The sequence below is a fragment of the Mycolicibacterium neworleansense genome (assembly GCF_001245615.1).
GTDB lineage: Bacteria > Actinomycetota > Actinomycetes > Mycobacteriales > Mycobacteriaceae > Mycobacterium > Mycobacterium neworleansense.
This window is the reverse complement of the sequence record NZ_CWKH01000001.1, coordinates 2,983,658-3,004,670: the sequence shown is the minus strand read 5'-3', so window position 1 is coordinate 3,004,670 and position 21,013 is coordinate 2,983,658. Positions and strand designations below refer to the sequence as shown.

Below are 21,013 nucleotides of genomic sequence, written 5' to 3'. Positions count from 1 at the left end.
ACGTTAACCGACCCGGCGGGCAGACCTGCGCACCAAAATTTCGGAGCGAGACGGGAACCCGAGAGACTCGGCATGCGTCCAAACGTCGATGGAACCGATCCGCACACCGCACGCCACCCGCGCGCTCCCGACGTCGGGGCCCGCGACCGGGGAGCTGCTCATCGATGCCCCGCCTGCCTTGCCCCGGCACACTCCGGTGAGCCCGCTGACCAGGCTGTTGCCGCTCGTGCTCGTGGTGGCGATGGCCGGGATGATCGCCGTGTACGTGACCTCGGGGACGGCTGCCACCCGCGGACCGGCGTCTGCGATGTTCCCGATCATGATGGCGGTGTCGGCGATCGGCACCGTCGCCTACGGCTTCAAGAGTGGTGGCCGGGCTCAGCAGCTCCACCGTGAGCGCTGTGAGTATCTGCGCTACCTCGATGGGATCGACACCGCGGCGGGCGAAACCGGACGCTCACAATGGTTGGAGCTGCATGCAGAACATCCCGCACCGGAGCGACTGTGGACGCTGGCGGGTAGCGACCGGATGTGGCAGCGCCGCCCGGATGCCCCGGAGTTCTGCGAGGTGCGGATCGGGGTGGGGGACCGGCCGCTGGCCACACGGCTGGTCGCCGGCGCCACGGACCCGGGACGCGACGCCGATCCGGTGACGACATCGGCTGTGGCGCAGCTGATCCGGCGTAGGGCGATTGTCACCGGCGTGCCGGTGACGGTGAACCTGCGCGGGCTCGGACACGTGACCGTCGGCGGGCCGGCCGACGCGGCCCGGGCCTTGTTGCGTGCCATGATCTGCCAGCTGGCGACCGCACACAGCCCGAGACACCTCCGAATTGCCATTGTCGTCGACGTGTCGACCGCTGCCGACTGGGAATGGATGAAATGGCTTGCCCACCATCGGCATCCGGACGGCGGGACCACCGCGTTGCGGTTGCGCACACTGACCGACCTGCCGGACGCAGCTTCGCCGGTGCATACCGTCGTCATCGTCGACTCCGCCACGCCTTCGGTCGCAACGCAGGTTCCGAGTGTGACCGTGCTGACCATCGCCGGCCGCGCCGGTATCGACGGCGCCGACGTCGACCTGCATCTGGAGCTGGACGCCGAGATGGTGCGATGCGGTGATGCCACGGCACGACCCGACCGGATAACCCTCGGGCAGGCCGCCACGTGTGCCCGCAGACTGGCCCGATACCGCTGTGCTCAGGCACCCGACGACACCGGCTGGGCAGCACTGATCGGTATCGCCGACCCCACCGCCATCGATCCGGCGACGAACTGGACGGCGTCGGATCCGCAGCGGTTCCTGCGGGTCCCGGTCGGCCGGTGCGCAGATGGCACGCCGGTGCACCTCGACCTCAAGGAAGCCGCACACGACGGGTTCGGCCCCCATGGGCTGTGCGTCGGTGCCACCGGCTCGGGGAAATCGGAGTTTCTGCGCACCCTTGTGCTCGGCTTGATCGCCACCCATCCGCCCGAGGCGCTGAACCTGGTTCTCGTCGACTTCAAAGGTGGTGCAACATTTCTCGGGTTGCACCGGACGCGCCACATCAGCGCGTTGATCACCAACCTGGCCGAGGAGGCACCGCTGGTGGCCCGGATGGCCGATGCGTTGGCCGGAGAGCTGACCCGGCGACAAGAACTGCTCCGGGCGGCCGGAAACCTGGCCAACGTCGCCGAGTACCGACGGCGCGCGGATCTGCCCGCTTTGCCCGCGCTGCTGATCGTCGTGGACGAGTTCTCCGAACTCCTACAACAGCACCCGGATTTCGCGGATCTGTTCGTGGCGATCGGCCGGCTCGGGCGGTCACTGGGCATACATCTGCTGCTGGCCAGCCAGCGCCTCGACGAAGGCAGGCTGCGTGGGCTGGAAAGCCACCTGTCCTACCGGGTGTGCCTCAAGACCTTCTCGCCGAGCGAATCCCGCTCGGTGCTCGGCATCGCCGACGCGTACGAACTCCCCAACGCACCGGGAGCGGCTTATCTCAAGACACCGGCCGGCGAGATCATCAGGTTCCAGACCGCGTTCGTCTCGGCCGACAGCCAGGTCGCCGAACAACCCTCGCGCACACCGCAGGAGGCGCCGATGCCGCGGCGATTCACCGGGGCATGGGCAACAGCCGGCCCCCGCCCGGTAGCGCCGACGACGACCAGTGTGCTGCAACAAGTTGTCGACCGGCTGGCGGGATACGGGACACCGGCACATCAGGTATGGCTGCCCCCGCTGCCGGGCGCCGTACCGCTCAGTGATGTGTTGTTGTCCGATTCCGAGGCACTGGCGGTGGCGATCGGGCTGGTCGACCGTCCCTTCGAGCAGCGCCGGGACCGACTGATGCTCGACCTGGGCGCCGCCCAGGGCAATGTCGCGATCGTCGGTGGCCCCCAGTCCGGTAAATCCACGGCGGCCACGACGTTGGCGGTGGCACTGGCCGCTACTCATCATCCACACGACGTGGCCATCTACTGCATGGATTTCGGCGGGGGAGCGTTGAGCGCACTGCGCGGGCTGCCGCACGTGGGTGCCGTAGCCGGGCGGGCGGACGGCGATCTGGTCCGGCGCACCGTGGCCGAGCTGCATGCCCTGGTCAGCATCCGCGAGGCGCGGTTCACCACGCTCGGCATCACTTCCATGGCCGAATACCGGGCACGCCGTCAAGCCGGGGACATCGATGATCCGTTCGGCGACGTGTTCCTGATCATCGACGGGTGGACGACGTTGCGCGGCGAACTGGACTCCATGGAGCCGTCGATCACCGCGCTTGCGGTACAGGGGCTTTCGCTCGGTGTCCACGTGGTCGCGACGGCGTCACGGTGGGCGGAGTTCCGCCCGGCACTCAAGGATCAATTGGGCACCCGCATCGAACTGCGGCTCGGTGATCCCGCCGAATCCGAGATGGACCGCAAGCGAGCGCGGCAGCTCGCCCAGAGCACGCCGGGACGGGGGCTGACCCGTGAGGGCCGCGAGCTGCTGATCGCGCTGCCGCGGCTGGACGGGATTGCGATCGATACCGGGATCGGCACGTCATTGGCCAGGGTCGGGGAAATCTTGCGCGCCCAGTACGGTGAGGCTCGAGCCCCGGCCATCCGGCTGTTGCCGACGAGTGTGCGCCGGCACGAGCTGATTCCGGCATCGCGCACCCGACCCGCCACCGAAGTGCTGCTGGGCCTCGGCGAACGCGAACTCGCCCCGGTGCGGGTCGATTTCGCTGCCCAGCCCGATCTGGTGATCCTCGGTGACACCGGCTGCGGCAAGTCCACCGTGTTACGCACCCTGTGCCATGACCTGGTGGCCGTCAACGACGCGGCGAGCGTGCAACTGCTCATCGTCGACTTTCGCCGCGCACTGCTGGGCGTCGTCGAGTCGGAGCATCTGACCGGGTACGCGCCCACTGTCGGCGCACTGGAGGCCGTCCTGCCGAGAATGCTTGAGACCCTGAGCAACCGGATGCCGGGGCCCGAGGTCACCCAGCGGCAGCTCCGTGACCGCGCGTGGTGGGGCGGGCCGGAACTGTACGTCGTGGTCGACGATTACGACCTGGTGGCGGCCGGCGGGGTGAATCCGCTCACTCCGTTGTTGCCCTATCTGCCGCACGCGCGTGATCTCGGTCTGCACCTGCTGCTGGCCCGCCGTTCCGGCGGTGCGGCGCGAGCGATGTTCGACCCGATCCTGGGCGCGGTCAGAGACCTCGGCTGCATGGGCCTGATGATGAGTGCCAACGCCGACGACGGCGTGCTGCTGGGATCGGTACGCCCGGTGCGGCTTCCGCCGGGGCGCGGCACCCTGATCACCCGGGCGGCCGCCGAGCAGCTGGTTCAGGTCGCGTGGTGACGCCGGTCGTCGTCGAGGTGGGTCCGGTGACCGTGCGGGGACCGGGCCCGGTCTCGGACGTGGCTGCGACGGCGGTGGCGAGCATCGACGACGAGATCGCCCTGGTCGACGACGGACCAGTTGCGGTATCCGACCTGTGGGCCGAGGTGCTCGTCACCGCGGCAGCGGGGGCACGGCGCCTCACCCTGGTGTTCCCTACCTGGTGGACCGCCGATCAATGCGAGCGGGTACGGGTCGCCGCCACCGCGTCGGGTGCTGAAGTAGCGGTGCGGCAGCGGGTTCAGGTCGTGAGCGCGGCGTGCACGAGTGCGGCCTGGGTGGTGGTCGAGATCGCCGTCGAAGTCGTCATGGTCTCGGGATCCGACGGCGCAAGCGTCACGCTGGCCCGCCACGGGGAGGGGGAGCCGGATCCGGAGACGGTGGTACGCGCGGTGTTTGCGACTGCCGGGCCGTCGGCCGAGGTGGTCGTCGATGCCCCGGCAGAGGTCGCCGGAGCGATGTCTCTCGGCACTGCGGTGATGGCCGGACTGCGTCGTCGCGGCTCCACGGCCGCCCTGGCCGACACCGTGGCCTGGCATGAGGCCCCGCTCGCGTCCGAGGCACCGGCCGTTGCCGCAAGGATCGGCCGGCGGGTACCGCCGGGCCGGATCGCGATCGGTGCCGCAGCGGTTCTGGCAGCGGTGCTCGGGACCATCGCCTTCGCTCATGGCGGACCCGGTGACGGCGTGGCGATGGCGGTCCTGGTCGAGGGACGGGTCGCGGTGCAGATCCCGGCCGGGTGGACCGTGCGGCGCATCACCGATGGCCCGGGATCAGCTCGGGTTCAGGTGGTTTCGCCGACCGATCCGATGGTGATGATTCATCTGACCCAGTCCGGTGTCGGGGACGGTGCGGTGGCCGACATCCTGCGGCGGGCCCTGCAGGGGCAGCCCGATGGGGTCTTCACCGACTTCGATCCGGCCGCGGTCGTTGCGGCACGGCCGGTGGTCAGCTACCGGGAGGTCCGCACCGGCCGGGAGATTCGTTGGGCGGTGTTCGTCGACGGTGCGGTGCGGATCGCGATCGGATGCCAGAGCGTTCCCGGGCATGCGGAGGCGGTGCGCTCAGCGTGTGAGGCAGCCACCCGCTCGGCCCACACAGCGTTGTAGAAATCAGATGGAACCGAACCTGTCCCTGCTGCGTCGAATTGTTATATCCCGCAACACAAGACCGGAAGGGGCAGAGGAAATGCCACCAGGACCGACGGGGCCGTTGGGCACCGACTTCGAGGTGATGAATCGCGTGGCCGGCCGGATCGACGTGCTCAACGACGATGTCCGGGCCATGCTGCAGACATTCATCGGGAAGATGAGCAGCGTGCCGCCGTCGGTCTGGGGCGGGGTGGCTGCGGTGCGCTTTCGCAGTGTGGTTGACCGCTGGAACAGTGAATCGCTGACCCTGCACACCACGTTGAGCCGTATCGCGGAGACGATCCGGACCAATGAGCGCACGTTGCGCGCGGCTGCCGACATGCACGCGCAGCGGCTGGGCACCGTCGGTGACGGAATCTGACCGGCCCCGGCGATGGATCACGTTCTGTCCTATGACTTCGGCGAGATCGAGTACTCGGTCCGCCAGGAGATCCACACCACCTCGAGCCGGTTCAATGCCGCACTCGACGAATTACGTTCCCAGATCGCGCCGCTGCAGCAGGTCTGGACCCGCGAAGCAGCGCAAGCCTATGCAGTCGAGCAGGCGCGCTGGAACCAGGCCGCGGCGGCCCTCAACGAGATCCTGTTCTCCCTGGGCAATGCGGTGCGCGACGGTGCCGACGAAGTGGACGCCACCGATCGCAGTGCCGCCAACGCCTGGCGTGTGTGACAGGTTCGGAAAAGCCGGTGCGGTCCCGTTCGGTGGAGAGGACCGAGCGGGACCGCACACTTCCGTTCTGGCGACGGTCTAGCGGCTGGAGTTGGAATCGCCTGCGCGGCGGGGGCGGCGGTGTCCACCGCGCTGTTGGCCGCCGGCGCCACCACCGGATCCGGACCGGGTTGCCCCCGCGCCGCGGCGCCGGAGCGGCCTGGGCGACCGGCTCGGGACGAATGGGATCACCGAAAACGCGGTCGCCGGGGGCGATCTCGCGAAGCACCGGATGATCGGTTCCGTTCACCCGGGTGATCGTGGGCTTGACGCCGGCCTTCTTGGTCAGGGTGCGCACATCGGAAACCTGCGCGTCGTGCATGAGGGTCACCACGGTGCCCTCGTTCCCGGCGCGGGCCGTGCGCCCGGACCGGTGCAGGTAGGCCTTGTGCTCGACCGGCGGATCGGCGTGCACCACGAGGCTCACGTCGTCGACGTGGATCCCGCGGGCGGCGATATCGGTGGCCACCAGAACTGCCGCCGATCCGTCGGAGAACGCCGTCAGGTTCCGGGTGCGGGCATTCTGAGACAAGTTGCCGTGCAGCTCAACTGCCGACACGCCACGCGAATTGAGCTGGCGAGTCAGGTTTTTCGCACCGTGCTTGGTGCGGGCGAACACGATGGTCCGGCCCGGGGCGGCAGCCAGATCGGCAACCACGTTGACCCGTGCGGCGTTGTCCACGTGCAGCACGTGGTGGACCATCGCGGTCACCGGGGACTGCGCCGAATCGACACTGTGCACCACGGGGTCGTGCAGATAGCGCTTGACCAGTACGTCGACCCCGGCATCGAGAGTGGCCGAGAACAGCAGGCGCTGGCAGTCTTTCGGCGTGCGGTCCAGCAGGCGCTTCACGCCGGGCAGGAAGCCGAGGTCGGCCATGTGGTCGGCCTCGTCGAGCACGGTGACCTCGACCGCGGACAGGTCGGCGTGGCCGGACCGCATGTGGTCTTCGAGCCGGCCCGGGCAAGCGATCACGATGTCCACGCCACTTCTGAGCGCGGAGATCTGCGGGTTGGGGCCCACGCCACCGAAGATGTTGACCGACCGGAGGCCGGTGGCCTTGGCCAGCGGGGTGAGCGAGGCCTCGATCTGGGTGACCAGTTCACGGGTGGGCGCCAGGATCAGCGCGCGGGGGCGGTTCGGCGCCCGGCGGGTGCCGCTGGTCGCCAACCGCGCCACCAGGGGCAACAGGAACGCATACGTCTTGCCGGACCCGGTCCGGCCGCGGCCGAGGACATCGCGGCCTTTGAGTGAATCGGGCAGGGTCGCGGCCTGGATCGGGAAGGGGGTCTCGATTCCGTTCGCGGCGAGGGTGGCGACGATCTCGGCGGGCAGGCCGAGCTCGGCGAATGTGGGCACAGCGGTGCCCGGGGTTTCTTGGACAGACAAAATGAAAGCTCCGAAAATAGAGGGCGGTCGTCCTGCCCGGCGCGAGTGATATCTCGCGGCGCTCGGTGTGACGATCGAGAAGGCGGCAAAGGCAGAACAGACAAGCCGCCGTGCCCCGACTATACGGGTAGCGGACCGGTTTCCCCGAGTTCTGGCTGCTGACCAGCGGGTGGTATCCATCACAGGCCCAGACGGGTCAACTATCCTGGCGGTTACGCGTGAATGCCATACCCATGGCCCGACGCCGGGAGAGATGATCGCCGTGGCCGCATCGAGGAACGCGGGAGGCCGGATGTCCACCCGGGCCCTTCCGGCGAAGGTGCGCGCCATCCATGACCTGTTCATCGAGGGCCAGGTGGACGCCGCTTCGCTGGATTCCACCCCGGTGCGTCGCGTCATCGTGGAGAGCTGGCAGCGCAGCCTGGCCACCGGGGTGGATCCCGACCTGGGCACCCGGGCGGCCGCCGCGGCGGCCGCGCTGACCGAATTGCGCAACGCGCATCCGCTCGCGCCCACGCTGCCGCTGATCCGTCGTCTGCTGGTCGAGGATGCCGTCGACGCCGGCGTCCTGGTGGCCATCACTGCCGCCGACGGCACCCTGCTGTGGGTCGAGGGCGACTCCGGAGTGCGCCGCAAAGCTGAGGCGATGAACTTCGTTCCCGGTTCGGACTGGAGTGAGCGGACGGCTGGGACGAATGCCCCCGGCACCGCTTTGGCGCTCGATCGCGAACTGCAGATCCTGGGGTCAGAACACTTCTCCCGGATCGTGCACCCGTGGAGCTGTACCGCGGTTCCGGTGCACGACCCGGCCACCGGGGCGCTGCTCGGTGCCATCGATCTGACCGGGGGGTCCAAGGTGGCCTCAACCCAGACCTTGGCACTGGTCAGGGCGACTGCAGTCGCGGTCGAGAACCAGCTGGCCCTGCTCCGGCTCACCGCGCCACCCGCGCCTGCGACCGCCGAGGGGGCGCGGCTGACCGTGTTGGGCGCCGAACGTCCACGCTGGCACCTGGCCGACGCCGCCGGCCGCCCCCAATCCAGCGTCCTGACCGGGAGGCACGCCGACATCCTGGTTCTGCTGATCCGGCATCCCGAGGGACTGAGCGCCGACCATCTGGCCATGCTCCTCGACGACAAAGACCTTGACGTGGTCACCGTGCGGGCCGAAGTGTCGCGGCTGCGGCGGGTCATCGGAAGTACCTACATTGAGTCCCGGCCGTACCGGTTGATGGCCCCGGTCGCCAGCGATATGGGCGACGTCTACGACGCGCTGCAGGCCAGGAACGTCTCGGCTGCCCTGGACGCATACTCGGGGGCGCTGCTGCCGCAGTCGGTGTCGCCGGCCGTCGCGCGGCTGCGCACAGAGCTGAGCGCCAGCCTGCGCGAGTCGGTACTGGCCGGGGGCAACCTCAGCCTGTTGCGGCGCTGGTTGGCGCTGCCCGACGGCCGCGACGACCGGGAGGGTTGGCGGGTGCTGCACGACCACGCCGACGCAGACCCGGTGGCCCGGGCTCAGGCGAGTGGACATCTGGCCGGAATCGACTCTGAACTGGGCTGATCGCCCCGCTCGCGGGCTGCAACGTTGCTTTTGACGTGTGCAACTGTGCTGCAACCTACTGCCGACTACCGTTAGTGATGACCGACACATCTGGTGTCCGATGCAGGAGATTGCCATGACTGTTTATGCACGTCCGGGCGCCGAAGGCGCCCTGATGTCGTTCGAGGCCCGCTACGACAACTACATCGGCGGCGAGTGGGTCGCCCCCGCCGAGGGCCGCTACTTCGAGAACCCGACGCCGGTCACCGGTCAGGTGTTCTGTGAGGTGGCCCGCTCCACCGAGGCCGACGTGGAGAAGGCGCTGGACGCCGCTCACGCCGCAGCCCCGGCGTGGGGCAAGACCTCGCCGGCCGAGCGCGCGGTCATCCTCAACAAGATCGCCGACCGGATCGAGGAGAATCTCGAATCCGTCGCGCTGGCCGAGTCGTGGGACAACGGCAAGCCGATCCGTGAGACGCTGAACGCCGACATCCCGCTCGCGGTCGACCACTTCCGGTACTTCGCCGGTGTGCTGCGCGCCCAGGAAGGCTCGCTCTCGCAGATCGACGAGGACACGGTCGCCTACCACTTCCACGAGCCGCTCGGCGTCGTCGGCCAGATCATCCCCTGGAACTTCCCGATCCTCATGGCGGTGTGGAAGCTGGCCCCGGCCCTGGCCGCCGGCAACGCGGTGGTGCTCAAACCTGCTGAGCAGACACCGGTTTCGGTGCTCTACCTGATGTCACTGATCGGTGACCTGCTGCCCGCCGGCGTGGTCAACGTGGTCAACGGCTTCGGCGTCGAGTGCGGCAAGCCGCTGGCCTCGAGCAACCGGATCGCCAAGATCGCCTTCACCGGTGAGACCACCACGGGCCGGCTGATCATGCAGTACGCCAGCCAGAACCTGATCCCGGTAACCCTCGAGCTGGGCGGCAAGAGCCCGAACATCTTCTTCTCGGACGTGCTGGCCGCCGCCGACGATTTCCAGGACAAGGCCCTGGAAGGGTTCACCATGTTCGCCCTGAACCAGGGTGAGGTGTGCACCTGCCCGTCGCGGTCGCTGATCCAGGCCGACATCTACGACGAGTTCCTGGAACTGGCCGCCATCCGCACCAAGGCGGTGCGGCAGGGTGACCCGCTCGACACCGAGACGATGATCGGTGCGCAGGCCTCCAACGATCAGCTGGAGAAGATCCTGTCCTACATCGAGATCGGCAAATCCGAAGGCGCCCAACTGATCACCGGTGGTGAGCGGGCCGACCTCGGCGGCGATCTGAACGGAGGCTTCTACGTGGCGCCGACGATCTTCACCGGGCACAACAAGATGCGCCTGTTCCAGGAGGAGATCTTCGGGCCGGTCGTGGCCGTGACCTCGTTCAAGGACTACGACGACGCCATCTCGATCGCCAACGACACCCTCTACGGCCTGGGTGCCGGCGTGTGGAGCCGCAACGGCAACACCGCCTACCGCGCCGGCCGGGATATCAAGGCCGGCCGGGTGTGGACGAACTGCTACCACGCCTACCCCGCGCATGCGGCGTTCGGCGGTTACAAGCAGTCCGGCATCGGCCGGGAGAACCACAAGATGATGCTCGACCACTACCAGCAGACCAAGAACCTGTTGGTGAGCTACGCCAACAAGGCGCAGGGCTTCTTCTAGGCCGTCGAGGTCGACGAGTCCGGTCCGGAAGGGTCGTCATGCTGCGCGCGGGCAGCACCGGTGCGTGCCGGTGCTGCCAGCGGGATCGCACAACCGAATAACAACAAAAATCGGCTGCCAGCAACACCTTTCAATGATGGGAACGGCTCATGACTCAGACCCTCGACGACAGCGTCGGCGCCAACAGCGCTGGCCGGATGCGCGCGGCGGTGGTCACCGAATTCGGTGCGCCGCTGCAGGTTTCCGAACTCGACCTACCCACGCCCGGACCGGGCGAGGCACTGGTCAAGCTCGAGACCTCCGGCGTGTGCCACACCGACCTCCATGCCGCACATGGCGATTGGCCGGTGAAGCCCAGCCCGCCGTTCGTGCCGGGCCATGAGGGATACGGCACGGTAGTGGCGCTGGGGCCCGGCGTGGCAGTCCTGAAGATCGGCGACAAGGTCGGCAACGCCTGGCTGTGGTCGGCCTGCGGCACGTGCGAGTACTGCCGCACCGGCTGGGAGACCCTGTGTGAGCAGCAGCGCAACGGTGGCTACAGCGTCAACGGGAGCTTCGGCTCATACATGTTGGTCAACGCCGCCTATGCCGCTCGGATCCCCGACGGCGCCGACCCGGTCGAGGTGGCGCCCGTCCTGTGTGCCGGGGTGACGGTCTACAAAGGCCTGAAGGTGACCGATACCCGGCCCGGTCAATGGGTCGCGATCTCAGGGGTCGGGGGACTGGGTCACGTCGCGGTGCAGTATGCCCGCGCGATGGGTCTGCGGGTGGTCGCCATCGACATCGACGACGCCAAGCTGGAACTGGCCGGCCGACTCGGCGCCGAGGTGACGGTGAATGCCACGACGTCCGACGTCGTGGCCGAAGTGCAGAAGGCCACCGGCGGCGTGCACGGCGTGCTGGTGACGGCGGTGCATCCGCAGGCGTTCGGCCAGGCCATCGGGCTGGCCCGCCGCGGTGGCACCATTGTGTTCGTCGGTCTGCCGCCGGGAGACTTCCCGGCGCCGATCTTCGACATCGTGCTCAAGGGATTGACCATCCGCGGCTCGATCGTGGGTTCGCGCCAGGACATGGTTGAGGCCCTCGATTTCTACCACCGTGGCCTGATTCACCCGATCGTTGAGACGACGTCCATCGATCAGATCAACGACGTGTTCGAGCGGATGGAACGCGGGCAGATCGACGGCCGGATCGTCATCGATTACCGGTAGTAGAGGTCCCCTGAACTGCCGTCGAGTGTGAAGCTGTTGCGACATCTGACCCGCACGCTCGTAACAGCTTCACACTCGCGGTACTGCTTGACAAGCACTGTCCATCAACATGATTCACGAGGAGACCCATGGGTTCCCTGCCGCTGCCGACCGCGCAGAAGGTGATCGACGCCGCAGTAGTCAAGGCCGAGGAGATCGGCCAGCCGATGAACATCGCCGTGGTCGACGACGGAGGTCACCTGGTCGCGTTCGTCCGCATGGACGGTGCGATCAAGGCCAGCATCGACATCTCGATCCGCAAGGCGCGGACCGCGGTCATGATGAACCTGCCCACCAGCGCGCTGATGGCGGCCTGTCAGCCGGGCGGCGAACTGTACGGCCTGGAGCAGACCTCGGGCGGCTTAGTCGTGTTCGGCGGCGGGATACCGCTGGAAGCCGACGGCACGGTGATCGGTGCGGTCGGGGTCAGTGCCGGCAGCGTCGAGCAGGACGTCGCGGTGGCTTCCGCTGCGGCAGCGGCAATGTAGTCGAGGCTGCGCCAGCGGCAATCTAGTCGACGAGTACACAGTCGCCGCAGTAGCCGCACTGACCTGCGGCGCAACCTTCATGCAACGTGATGCAGCGCACAATTGGGTCGCGTTGTGTCGCACATCGGTGGGAGAACCGCCCCGAGTCAGTTGGAGTAGTGAATGACGGAACCGATCCTTGATCCTTCGGTCGATTACCCGCTGAGCATCCATCGCGAGGACCTGCTGTTCACGCCCAACGGCAAGCCGATCGGCGATATCACCATGGATGCGGTGATGTCTGGTGAGGTCGCCGCGTCGGACCTCCGGATCACCCCGCAGACCCTGCGACTGCAGGCTCAGATCGCCGAAAAGGTGGGGCGCCGCCAGCTCGGCTCGAACCTGCGGCGCGCGGCGGAGATGACCGCGATCAGCGACGAGCGGGTGCTGCAGATCTACAACGCGCTGCGGCCCAACGCCTCCACGAAGGCCGAACTCGACGCGATCGCCGACGAGTTGGACACGAAATACGGGGCGGAGTTGCTGGCCGATCTCGTCCGCGAGGCCGCCGACGTCTACGAGCGCCGCGACATCCTGGCCACCAGCGAATAGGAGAACACCGGTGACGGCAGTATCGCCACAACATTCCACGGCCGGCCAGCGCAGGCAGTCTGAGCGCACCAAGGTACTCGAGGACCGGCCGGTCAACCTCGACGGCTTCGTCGAGGAGTGGCCCGAGGTGGGCATGGTTGCGCTGGACAGCGAGTTCGATCCCGCGCCCAGCGTGCGGGTCGCCGACGGGGTGATCGTCGAGATGGACGGCCGGGTCCGCGCCGACTTCGATTTCATCGACCAGTTCATCGCTGACCACGCCATCGACGTGGCGACCACCGAACAGGCCATGGCGATCCCGGCGGTCGAGATCGCGCGGATGCTGGTCGACCCTCACGTGACCCGTGACGAGGTGATCGCGGTGACCGGCGGCCTGACCCCGGCCAAGCTGCTCGCGGTCGCCAAGACGCTGAACATCGTCGAGATCATGATGGGAATGCAGAAGATGCGGGCCCGTCGCACCACGGCCAACCAGGCGCACTGCACCAGCGCGCGCGATAACCCGCTGCAGGTGGCCTGCGAAGCCGCCGAGGCGTCGCTGCGCGGATTCTCGGAAGTCGAAACGACTTTGGGCGTGGTGCGGTACGCCCCGCTGGTCGCGATGGCATTGCAGATCGGCAGCCAGGTCGGCTGTGGTGGGCGCCTGACGCAGTGTGCACTCGAGGAGGCCACCGAGCTGGAGCTGGGCATGCGCGGGATCACCGCCTACGCCGAGACCATCTCGGTATACGGCACCGAGTCGGTGTTCGTCGACGGCGATGACACACCGTGGTCGAAGGCCTTTCTCGCCGCGGCCTATGCCTCGCGGGGGATCAAGATGCGGTTCACCTCGGGCACTGGTTCGGAAGTGCAGATGGGCAACGCCGAGGGCCGTTCGATGCTGTATCTGGAGATCCGCTGCATCTTGGTGGCCAAAGGCGCCGGCGTACAGGGCCTGCAGAACGGTTCGATCTCGTGCATCGGCGTACCGGGTGCGGTGCCGGCGGGTATCCGTGCGGTGGCGGCCGAGAACCTGATCGCGTCGGCGGTGGACCTGGAGTGCGCGTCCGGCAATGACCAGTCCTTCTCGCATTCGCCGATGCGCCGGACGGCGCGGCTGTTGCCCCAGATGATGCCGGGCACCGATTTCATCACCTCCGGATACTCGGCAACGCCCAACTACGACAACATGTTTGCCGGATCCAACGTCGATGCCGAGGACTTCGACGACTTCAACACCATCCAGCGCGACCTGCAGATCGACGGCGGCCTGCGCCATGTCAACGAGTCCGAGATTCTGGCCGCGCGTAGCCGGGCGGGCAAGGCGCTGCAGGCGGTCTTCGCCTACCTCGACCTGCCGGCCATCACCGACGCGGAGATCGAGGCCGCGGTGTACGCCCATGGCAGCCGCGAACTGGTCCCGCGTGACGTCCTGGAGGACCTCAAGGGCGCACAGCAGGTGATGGATCGCGGAGTCACCGGTCTGGACCTGGTGAAGGCATTGGAAGCCACCGGGTTCTCCGACATCGCCGAGAACCTCCTGGCCGTGCTGCGCCAGCGGGTTTCGGGTGACCTCCTGCAGACCTCGGCGATCATGACGCGCGAGCTGCAGCCGCTGTCGGCGGTCAACGATCGCAATGACTACGCGGGTCCGGGCACGGGTTACCGCCCCACGGGTGCGCGCTGGGAGGAGATGAAGCGGCTGCGTCACGTGACCAGCGCCGAGAACCCCGAACTGGAGGTCGAGTGACATGTCGGCAGTGACCGGGCAGCGCACCCTGACGTTCACCGGCGAGCAGCCGGCCGAACCGGGAAAGCGCTCCGATGAAGTGGTGCTGGCGATTTCGCCGGCGTTCGCCGACTTCTTCAGTCAGACCATCATCGGCCTGTCCCATGCCGAGGTGATCCGCCAGATCCTGGCAGGCATCGAGGAGCAGGAGGTGGCCGCGCGATGCATCCGGGTGCGGCACAGCAGCGACCTCGCGGTGGTCGCGCATGCGGCGGCCAGACTGAGCGGGTCGGGTATCGGTATCGGCATCCTGTCTCGCGGCACGTCGATGATCCATCAGCGTGACCTCCCGCGGTTGTCCAGCCTCGAGCTGTTCCCGCAGAGCCCGCTGATGACGTTGGAGACCTATCGCCGCATCGGCTCGAACGCCGCCCAGTACGCCAAAGGCGAGTCACCAGAACCGGTTCCGACGCTCAACGACCAGATGGCCCGGCCCCGCTGGCAGGCCAAGGCAGCGCTGCTGCATCTGAAGGAGACCGAGCAGATCCGCAAGCAGACCCGCCCGGTAGAGGTGACGCCGGAGTTCGCCGAGCTGACCCCTGAGGCACTGGGTACCTGATGGCTCTGACTGTTGTCGGTGTCGACATCGGCAACTCGACGACCGAGGCCAGCGCCGCGGTCGTCGCGACTGACGGCTCCATCCGGTTCCGCGGCGCCGCGCTGACCCCGACGACGGGCATCAAGGGCACCCCACGGAATGTCGACGGGGTGGCCCAGGCGGTGGTTCGTGCGCTGGAGGCGAGCGCGATGGGTCTGGCCGAGCTGGACATCGTGTTGCTGAACGAGGCGACCCCGGTGATCAGCGGCATGGCGATGGAAACCATCACCGAAACCATCATCACCGAGTCGACGATGATCGGTCATGACCCGCGCACCCCCGGTGGTCGCGGTCTCGGGGTGGGCGTCACCGTCGCGTTCGACGCCCTCACCGAATCTCCTTCTGGCACCGAAGTGATCGTTGTGGTCCCCCGGGAGGTGGACTTCGAGGACGCGGCCCGCACGATCAATGCTGCGGCCGCACAGGGACTTGTTGTGCGCGGGGCGATCCTGGGTAACGACGACGCCGTGCTGGTGGCCAACCGGCTCGACACCGTGATTCCGGTGATCGACGAGGTATCGCGCATCGATGCGGTGCCGCTGGGCATGCTGGCCGCGGTCGAGGTGGCCGCGCCCGGCAACTCGATCCGGACCTTGTCCAATGCCTATGGGCTGGCGACGATCTTCGACCTGGACGCGGCGGCCACGAAGGTGATCTCACCCGTGGCCCGGGCACTGACCGGCAACCGCTCGGCGGTGGTGGTACGCACCCCCGCAGGCGATGTCGCGGATCGCAGTATCCCGGCCGGATCACTTGCGTTGTCCGGCGCGCACAAACGCGCGACGGTCGACGTATCCCGCGGCGCGCCGGAGATCATGAGCGCGGTCGAGCGGGTCGCTCCACTGGCGGATGTGGCCGGGGAGTCCGGCACCAACACCGGAGGCATGATCGCCAACGTCCGGCACAGCATGGCCGAACTCTCCGGTCACGCACCGGAAGACGTGCGGATACAAGATCTACTGGCCGTGGATACCTTTGTGCCGCAAGAGGTTCGTGGCGGGGTGGCCGGTGAGGTGGCACTGGAGAATGCGGTCGCGCTGGCTGCCATGGTCCGGACTCGAGAAAGTGGTATGCGTGCGGTGGCCGATGAGGTGCGCGCGCGATTGCAGGCTGCCGGCGCCCGATCTGTCGAGGTGATGGTCGGCGGTGTCGAGGCCGAGATGGCGGCGCAGGGCGCGTTGACCACGCCCGGAACCGACAAGCCGCTCGTCGTGCTCGATCTCGGCGGCGGGTCGACGGATGCCGCATTGATCGAGGACGCCGACATCGAGGCCGTACACCTGGCCGGCGCGGGGGATCTGGTCACCAAGCTGATCGACGCCGAGCTCGGCCTGGACAACCTGGAGCTGGCCGAGGACATCAAACGATCACCATTGGGCAAGGCGGAGAGCTTCTTTCACGTCCGGTTGGAGAACGGCAACGTGATGTTCTTCGAAAAGCCATTGCCCGCGGCGTCGTTCGCGCGGGTGGTCACACTGGCCGAGTACGGCATGAATGCGATCCCCACCCGGCATTCCATGGAGCGGATCAGGTTGGTGCGCCGCGGGGCGAAGGAGCGGGTATTCGTCGTCAACGCGCTGCGCGCGTTGCGCGCTGTCGCGCCCGGCGGCGATCTGCGTCGGATCGGGTTCGTGGTGCTGCTCGGCGGGTGCGCGCTGGACTTCGAGATCCCCGAGCTCATCGCCGATGCCCTTGCTCCATTCGGAATTGTCTGCGGCACAGGCAATGTGCGTGGTTCAGAAGGCCCGCGGAATGCGGTGGCCACAGGTCTGGTGGCGTCTCATGCACGGCTGGTCGGAGCGGGTATCAGTGCATAGCGTTGGTCAGCCCGATCGTCCCGCGATCGTGGTGTTGAGTGCGGGCAGCCGTGAGGTCGAACGGAATGTGCTGGCGGGCATCGAGGAAGAAGGTGTCCCGTATCTGCTGGTTCCGGGTGACGCGCAGGTGCCGGCCGCGGAACTGGCGCGCCGCGCGGCGCTCAGGTCGCCGCTGCATGTCGGGGTGGGTGTGGGCACGCGGGGTGAGGTGTGCGTGCAGCACGCGAAATTGTCAGATCCGTTGCCCGAGTTGTCTTCTGGTGGCGGCGCCGGTCATGCCGCTGTCCGTAGGCTGGGCCACAACGCGGCCCGCATCGTGGCCGGTGTGCCGCTCAAACCCGACGATTGGCAACCAAATTGGCCGTTGGGGTAGACACCGCCGCGTAGTCGGGCAATAATCTTCGATTAAAGGTTGAGTTTCATACCTTTGGAAGGTCACCTCGTCGGAGATCGAGCGCCGACCCGGCGGTGTTGCCGGGTTAATGGTTGGGCCACCGCCCGCAAGACCGTCATCAGCTGACGGCATCACATACGAGACAGACGAAACCGTCGTAACTGAAGGAGTTGACATGGCGGGTGTGGAAGAACACCTGGAGAGCGCTGACTATCTGAACAAACGTCAGCTCAAATCCGGAAGCGCTGGGTGGCTGCTACTGGCCGGCCTCGGCGTCAGCTATGTGGTCTCGGGTGATTTCTCGGGCTGGAACTTCGGCCTTGAGCAGGGCGGCTTCGGCGGCCTGCTGATCGCTGTGGTGGTCATCGCCGCCATGTACTTCTGCATGGTCCTGGGCCTGGCCGAGCTGTCCTCGGCGCTGCCCGCGGCCGGCGGCGGCTACACCTTCGCGCGTCGCGCGCTCGGCCCGTGGGGCGGCTTCGCCACCGGCACCGCGATCCTCATCGAGTACTCGATCGCACCGGCGGCGATCGCCACATTCATCGGCGGCTACGTCGAATCGCTCGGCCTGTTCGGCATTCACAAGGGCTGGTGGGTGTACCTGGCGGCTTTCGTCATCTTCATCGGAATCCACCTCGCCGGCGTCGGTGAAGCGCTGCGGCTGATGTTCGTCATCACCGCGATCGCGCTGCTGGGCCTGGTGATCTTCGCCGTGAGCGCCATCGGCCACTTCGATGTCGCCAACCTGACCGACATCGCTCCCGACGCGGCCGCGGCCGGCGCGTCGAGCTTCCTGCCGCACGGTTACCTGGGCATCTGGGCGGCGATCCCGTTCGCCATCTGGTTCTTCCTGGCGGTCGAGGGCGTCCCGCTGGCTGCCGAGGAGACGGCCAACCCGGAGCGCAACGTGCCGCGCGGCATCATCGCCGCGATGACGGTGCTGATCATCACCTGCGTGACGGTGCTGTTCCTGACGGCCGGCGCAGGCGGCGCCGATGCGATGTCGACCGTGGACGATCCACTGGTGCAGGCCCTCGGCGGCACCGGGTTCGCCGCCAAGGCCGTCAACTACATCGGACTGTTCGGGCTGATCGCGAGCTTCTTCTCGATCATCTATGCCTACTCGCGGCAGACCTTCGCGCTGTCGCGGGCCGGTTACCTGCCCACCTCGCTGTCGGTGACCAACAAGCGCAAGGCGCCCACGCTCGCGCTGATCGTCCCGGGCATCATCGGCTTCCTGTTGTCGCTGACCGGCCACGGTGATCTGATCCTGAACATGGCGGTCTTCGGTGCGGCGCTGAGCTACGTGCTGATGATGATCAGCCACATCGTGCTGCGGGTCCGCGAGCCGGAGATGAACCGGCCGTACCGCACGCCGGGCGGAATCGTCACCACCGGCTTCGCCCTGGTCATCGCGATCGTGGCGCTCATCGCAACCTTCGTGGTCAGCCCGGTGGCCGCAGGCCTGTGCCTGGCCGTGTTCTGCGCGTTCATGCTCTACTTCGCGGTCTACAGTCGCCACCGCCTGGTGGCCAACTCGCCCGACGAGGAGTTCGCGATGCTCGCGGAAGCGGAGAGTGCCCTGAAATGAAGTACCACCAGCAGGTTTCGGGGGTGACCTACAGCTTCGACGGTCTGGTCGAGGTGATGGCCAAGGCCACCCCGTTGCGCTCCGGCGATCAGCTCGCCGGCTGCGCGGCCGAGCACGACGGTGAACGCGCCGCGGCCGCCTGGGTGCTCGCGGACCTGCCGCTGGACATCTTCCTCAACGAGGAGCTGGTGCCCTACGACACCGACGAGGTGACCCGGTTGATCATGGACAGCCATGATCGCCAAGCCTTTTCGGAGATCTCGCACCTGACCGTCGGCGGGCTGCGGGACTGGCTGATGGACACCGCCGCGCATGATCACAGCGCCGAACGGCTGGCCGCCGTCGCGCCCGGGCTGACCCCGGAGATGGTGGCGGCGGTCAGCAAGATCATGCGCAACCAGGATTTGATCGCGGTGTCGGCCGCGGCCGAGGTGACCGCGGCATTCCGCACCACCGTCGGCGCCCGCGGGACGCTGGCCACCCGGCTGCAGCCCAACCATCCCACCGACGACCCCCGCGGGATCGCCGCGGCGGTGCTCGACGGGCTGCTGCTGGGCTGCGGTGACGCGGTGATCGGGATCAACCCGGCCACCGACTCGCCACAGGCCACCGCGGACCTGCTGTACCTGCTCGATTCGATCCGCACCCGTTACGACATCCCCGCCCAGTCCTGCGTGTTGTCCCACGTCACCACGACGATCGGGCTGGTCGAGGCCGGGGCGCCAGTGGACCTGATGTTCCAGTCCGTGGCGGGCACCGAGGGCGCCAACTCGGCGTTCGGCGTGAACCTGCAGTTGCTGCGGGAGGGGAACGAGGCGGCACGCAGCCTGAACCGCGGCACCGTCGGCAACAACGTCATGTACCTGGAGACCGGACAGGGCTCGGTGCTCAGCTCGGGGGCGCACCTCGGGGTCGGCGGCAAACCGGTTGATCAGCAGACCCTGGAGACCCGCGCCTACGCGGTGGCCCGTGATCTGGAGCCGCTGCTGGTCAACACCGTCGTCGGGTTCATCGGGCCGGAGTATCTCTACGACGGCAGGCAGATCATCCGAGCCGGGCTGGAAGACCACTTCTGCGGCAAGCTGCTCGGCCTGCCGATGGGTGTGGATGTCTGCTACACCAATCACGCCGAGGCCGACCAGAACGACATGGACAACCTGCTGACGTTGCTGGCCGCGGCGGGAGTGGCGTTCGTCATCACCGTGCCGGGCGCCGACGACGTGATGCTCGGTTACCAGAGTCTGTCGTTCCACGACGTGCTCACCACGCGGCGCACCCTGGGGCTGCGGCCGGCCGCCGAGTTCGAGGCCTGGCTGCGCAGCGTCGGCATGGTGGATGACTCCGGCAAGCTGACCCCGTTCGACCTGGAGCGCTCGGTGCTGCGGTCGCTGACTTCGGCGGAGACGTCATGAGCCCGAATGAGATTGCGGTTCAAGAGTTCTGGGATGAGCTGCGCAAGACGACGCAGGCCAGGATCGGGCTGGGGCGGGCCGGCAACGCCCTGCCCACCCGCCGGGTGCTCGAGCTGGCCGCGGCCCACGCCGCGGCCCGCGACGCCGTGCACGTGCCCTTGAACGTCGACAAACTCGCCGACGAGGTCCGCGCCGTGGGTATCGGTGAGCCGACGGTGGTGACCAGCCGCGCCACGTCCCGCGACGAGTATCTGCGCCGGCCCGATCTGGGACGCGAACCCGCCGAGGGTATGGCGGTGCCCGACACCCCGGCCGACATCGGCTTCGTGCTGGCCGACGGGTTGTCCCCGACTGCTCTGGACCGGCACGGCGCGACGCTGCTGTCGGCATTGGTGGCTCAACTACAGGACCGCTACACCCTGGCACCGCCGGTGATCGCGACCCAGGCCCGCGTCGCGCTCGGCGACCACGTCGCAGCCCAGGCGCACATGCGCACGGTGCTCGTCGTCATCGGGGAGCGGCCCGGTCTGAGCGTCGCCGACAGCCTCGGCATCTATCTCACCCACCTACCGATGCCCGGCCGCACCGACGCCGACCGCAACTGCATCTCCAACATTCATCCGCCCGACGGCCTGGGATACGCCGAAGCCGCGCGGGTGGCCGCCGGCCTGGTCGACGGCGCGCTGGCACTCGGGCGCTCCGGCGTCGACCTGAAGGACACCTCACGCACCTCGGCGCTCGGCACCCCGGGCCTGGCCGAACTGACCTAGTCGAACTCACCTGACAGGA

Annotated in this window: 17 protein-coding genes; 16 read left to right on the top strand and 1 reads right to left on the bottom strand. The window is 67.7% G+C overall.

Annotation, left to right across the window (positions count from 1 at the left end):
• Window positions 1-88: 88 nt before the first annotated feature.
• From eccCa to BN2156_RS14320, 4 genes are all read left to right on the top strand, one after another.
• Window positions 89-3,829, top strand: a complete 3,741-nt coding sequence (gene eccCa / locus BN2156_RS14335) for a type VII secretion protein EccCa (protein ID WP_090514884.1) — start codon at window positions 89-91, stop codon at window positions 3,827-3,829.
• Entirely contained in the window at window positions 3,826-4,977 is a 1,152-nt protein-coding gene (locus tag BN2156_RS14330; RefSeq protein WP_090515932.1) for a type VII secretion-associated protein, read from the top strand. The genes eccCa and BN2156_RS14330 overlap by 4 nt, the downstream gene beginning before the upstream one ends.
• Window positions 4,978-5,056: 79 nt before the next feature.
• A complete protein-coding gene (locus BN2156_RS14325) occupies window positions 5,057-5,380 on the top strand; it encodes a WXG100 family type VII secretion target (protein ID WP_090514882.1) in 324 nt (107 codons plus the stop codon).
• A gap of 12 nt (window positions 5,381-5,392) precedes the next feature.
• Window positions 5,393-5,689 carry a WXG100 family type VII secretion target gene (locus BN2156_RS14320; protein ID WP_090514879.1) on the top strand — a complete coding sequence of 99 codons (297 nt, stop codon included), beginning with the start codon at window positions 5,393-5,395 and terminating at the stop codon, window positions 5,687-5,689.
• On the opposite strand, the gene BN2156_RS14315 is transcribed toward BN2156_RS14320, so the two are convergent.
• Window positions 5,592-7,118, bottom strand: coding sequence for a DEAD/DEAH box helicase (locus BN2156_RS14315; RefSeq protein WP_407661694.1), 1,527 nt, complete (start codon window positions 7,116-7,118; stop codon window positions 5,592-5,594). The genes BN2156_RS14320 and BN2156_RS14315 overlap by 98 nt on opposite strands.
• Window positions 7,119-7,410: 292 nt before the next feature.
• Between BN2156_RS14315 and BN2156_RS14310 the strand changes: the two genes are divergently transcribed.
• The 12 genes from BN2156_RS14310 (at window position 7,411) to eutC (ending at window position 20,994) form a co-directional block, all read left to right on the top strand.
• Window positions 7,411-8,676, top strand: coding sequence for a helix-turn-helix domain-containing protein (locus tag BN2156_RS14310; RefSeq protein ID WP_090514877.1), 1,266 nt, complete (start codon window positions 7,411-7,413; stop codon window positions 8,674-8,676).
• Window positions 8,677-8,791: 115 nt separating this feature from the next.
• Window positions 8,792-10,315: an aldehyde dehydrogenase gene (gene adh / locus BN2156_RS14305; RefSeq protein WP_090515930.1), complete on the top strand. Its 1,524-nt coding sequence runs from the start codon at window positions 8,792-8,794 to the stop codon at window positions 10,313-10,315.
• 149 nt (window positions 10,316-10,464) lie between these two features.
• Window positions 10,465-11,526 carry an alcohol dehydrogenase AdhP gene (gene adhP, locus BN2156_RS14300; protein WP_235625308.1) on the top strand — a complete coding sequence of 354 codons (1,062 nt, stop codon included), beginning with the start codon at window positions 10,465-10,467 and terminating at the stop codon, window positions 11,524-11,526.
• 128 nt (window positions 11,527-11,654) lie between these two features.
• Entirely contained in the window at window positions 11,655-12,053 is a 399-nt protein-coding gene (locus BN2156_RS14295) for a GlcG/HbpS family heme-binding protein (protein ID WP_090514874.1), read from the top strand.
• A gap of 162 nt (window positions 12,054-12,215) precedes the next feature.
• Window positions 12,216-12,644: a diol dehydratase small subunit gene (locus BN2156_RS14290; protein WP_090514872.1), complete on the top strand. Its 429-nt coding sequence runs from the start codon at window positions 12,216-12,218 to the stop codon at window positions 12,642-12,644.
• A 10-nt stretch (window positions 12,645-12,654) separates the two neighbouring features.
• Window positions 12,655-14,373, top strand: a complete 1,719-nt coding sequence (locus BN2156_RS14285; RefSeq protein WP_090514868.1) for a propanediol/glycerol family dehydratase large subunit — start codon at window positions 12,655-12,657, stop codon at window positions 14,371-14,373.
• A gap of 1 nt (window position 14,374) precedes the next feature.
• A complete protein-coding gene (locus tag BN2156_RS14280; protein WP_065457307.1) occupies window positions 14,375-14,971 on the top strand; it encodes a propanediol/glycerol family dehydratase medium subunit in 597 nt (198 codons plus the stop codon).
• Window positions 14,971-16,827 carry a diol dehydratase reactivase subunit alpha gene (locus BN2156_RS14275; protein WP_090514865.1) on the top strand — a complete coding sequence of 619 codons (1,857 nt, stop codon included), beginning with the start codon at window positions 14,971-14,973 and terminating at the stop codon, window positions 16,825-16,827. Before BN2156_RS14280 ends, BN2156_RS14275 begins: the two co-directional genes overlap by 1 nt.
• The gene (locus BN2156_RS14270; RefSeq protein WP_235625307.1) at window positions 16,820-17,200 is read left to right on the top strand and encodes a glycerol dehydratase reactivase beta/small subunit family protein; all 381 of its coding nucleotides are present in this window, start codon (window positions 16,820-16,822) and stop codon (window positions 17,198-17,200) included. Before BN2156_RS14275 ends, BN2156_RS14270 begins: the two co-directional genes overlap by 8 nt.
• A 196-nt stretch (window positions 17,201-17,396) precedes the next feature.
• A complete protein-coding gene (gene eat, locus BN2156_RS14265) occupies window positions 17,397-18,812 on the top strand; it encodes an ethanolamine permease (protein WP_090514860.1) in 1,416 nt (471 codons plus the stop codon).
• Window positions 18,809-20,224, top strand: coding sequence for an ethanolamine ammonia-lyase subunit EutB (locus BN2156_RS14260; protein ID WP_090514858.1), 1,416 nt, complete (start codon window positions 18,809-18,811; stop codon window positions 20,222-20,224). Before eat ends, BN2156_RS14260 begins: the two co-directional genes overlap by 4 nt.
• Entirely contained in the window at window positions 20,221-20,994 is a 774-nt protein-coding gene (gene eutC / locus BN2156_RS14255) for an ethanolamine ammonia-lyase subunit EutC (RefSeq protein ID WP_090514855.1), read from the top strand. Before BN2156_RS14260 ends, eutC begins: the two co-directional genes overlap by 4 nt.
• Window positions 20,995-21,013 lie beyond the last annotated feature (19 nt).

Excerpts from the sequence above, each read along its gene's own strand:
- eccCa (WP_090514884.1), top strand. The coding sequence starts at position 89 with ATGGAACCGATCCGCACACCGCACGCCACCCGCGCGCTCCCGACGTCG.
- BN2156_RS14325 (WP_090514882.1), top strand. The coding sequence starts at position 5,057 with ATGCCACCAGGACCGACGGGGCCGTTGGGCACCGACTTCGAGGTGATG.
- BN2156_RS14320 (WP_090514879.1), top strand. The coding sequence starts at position 5,393 with ATGGATCACGTTCTGTCCTATGACTTCGGCGAGATCGAGTACTCGGTC.
- BN2156_RS14310 (WP_090514877.1), top strand. The coding sequence starts at position 7,411 with ATGTCCACCCGGGCCCTTCCGGCGAAGGTGCGCGCCATCCATGACCTG.
- adh (WP_090515930.1), top strand. The coding sequence starts at position 8,792 with ATGACTGTTTATGCACGTCCGGGCGCCGAAGGCGCCCTGATGTCGTTC.
- adhP (WP_235625308.1), top strand. The coding sequence starts at position 10,465 with ATGACTCAGACCCTCGACGACAGCGTCGGCGCCAACAGCGCTGGCCGG.
- BN2156_RS14295 (WP_090514874.1), top strand. The coding sequence starts at position 11,655 with ATGGGTTCCCTGCCGCTGCCGACCGCGCAGAAGGTGATCGACGCCGCA.
- BN2156_RS14290 (WP_090514872.1), top strand. The coding sequence starts at position 12,216 with ATGACGGAACCGATCCTTGATCCTTCGGTCGATTACCCGCTGAGCATC.
- BN2156_RS14280 (WP_065457307.1), top strand. The coding sequence starts at position 14,375 with ATGTCGGCAGTGACCGGGCAGCGCACCCTGACGTTCACCGGCGAGCAG.
- BN2156_RS14275 (WP_090514865.1), top strand. The coding sequence starts at position 14,971 with ATGGCTCTGACTGTTGTCGGTGTCGACATCGGCAACTCGACGACCGAG.
- eat (WP_090514860.1), top strand. The coding sequence starts at position 17,397 with ATGGCGGGTGTGGAAGAACACCTGGAGAGCGCTGACTATCTGAACAAA.
- BN2156_RS14260 (WP_090514858.1), top strand. The coding sequence starts at position 18,809 with ATGAAGTACCACCAGCAGGTTTCGGGGGTGACCTACAGCTTCGACGGT.
- eutC (WP_090514855.1), top strand. The coding sequence starts at position 20,221 with ATGAGCCCGAATGAGATTGCGGTTCAAGAGTTCTGGGATGAGCTGCGC.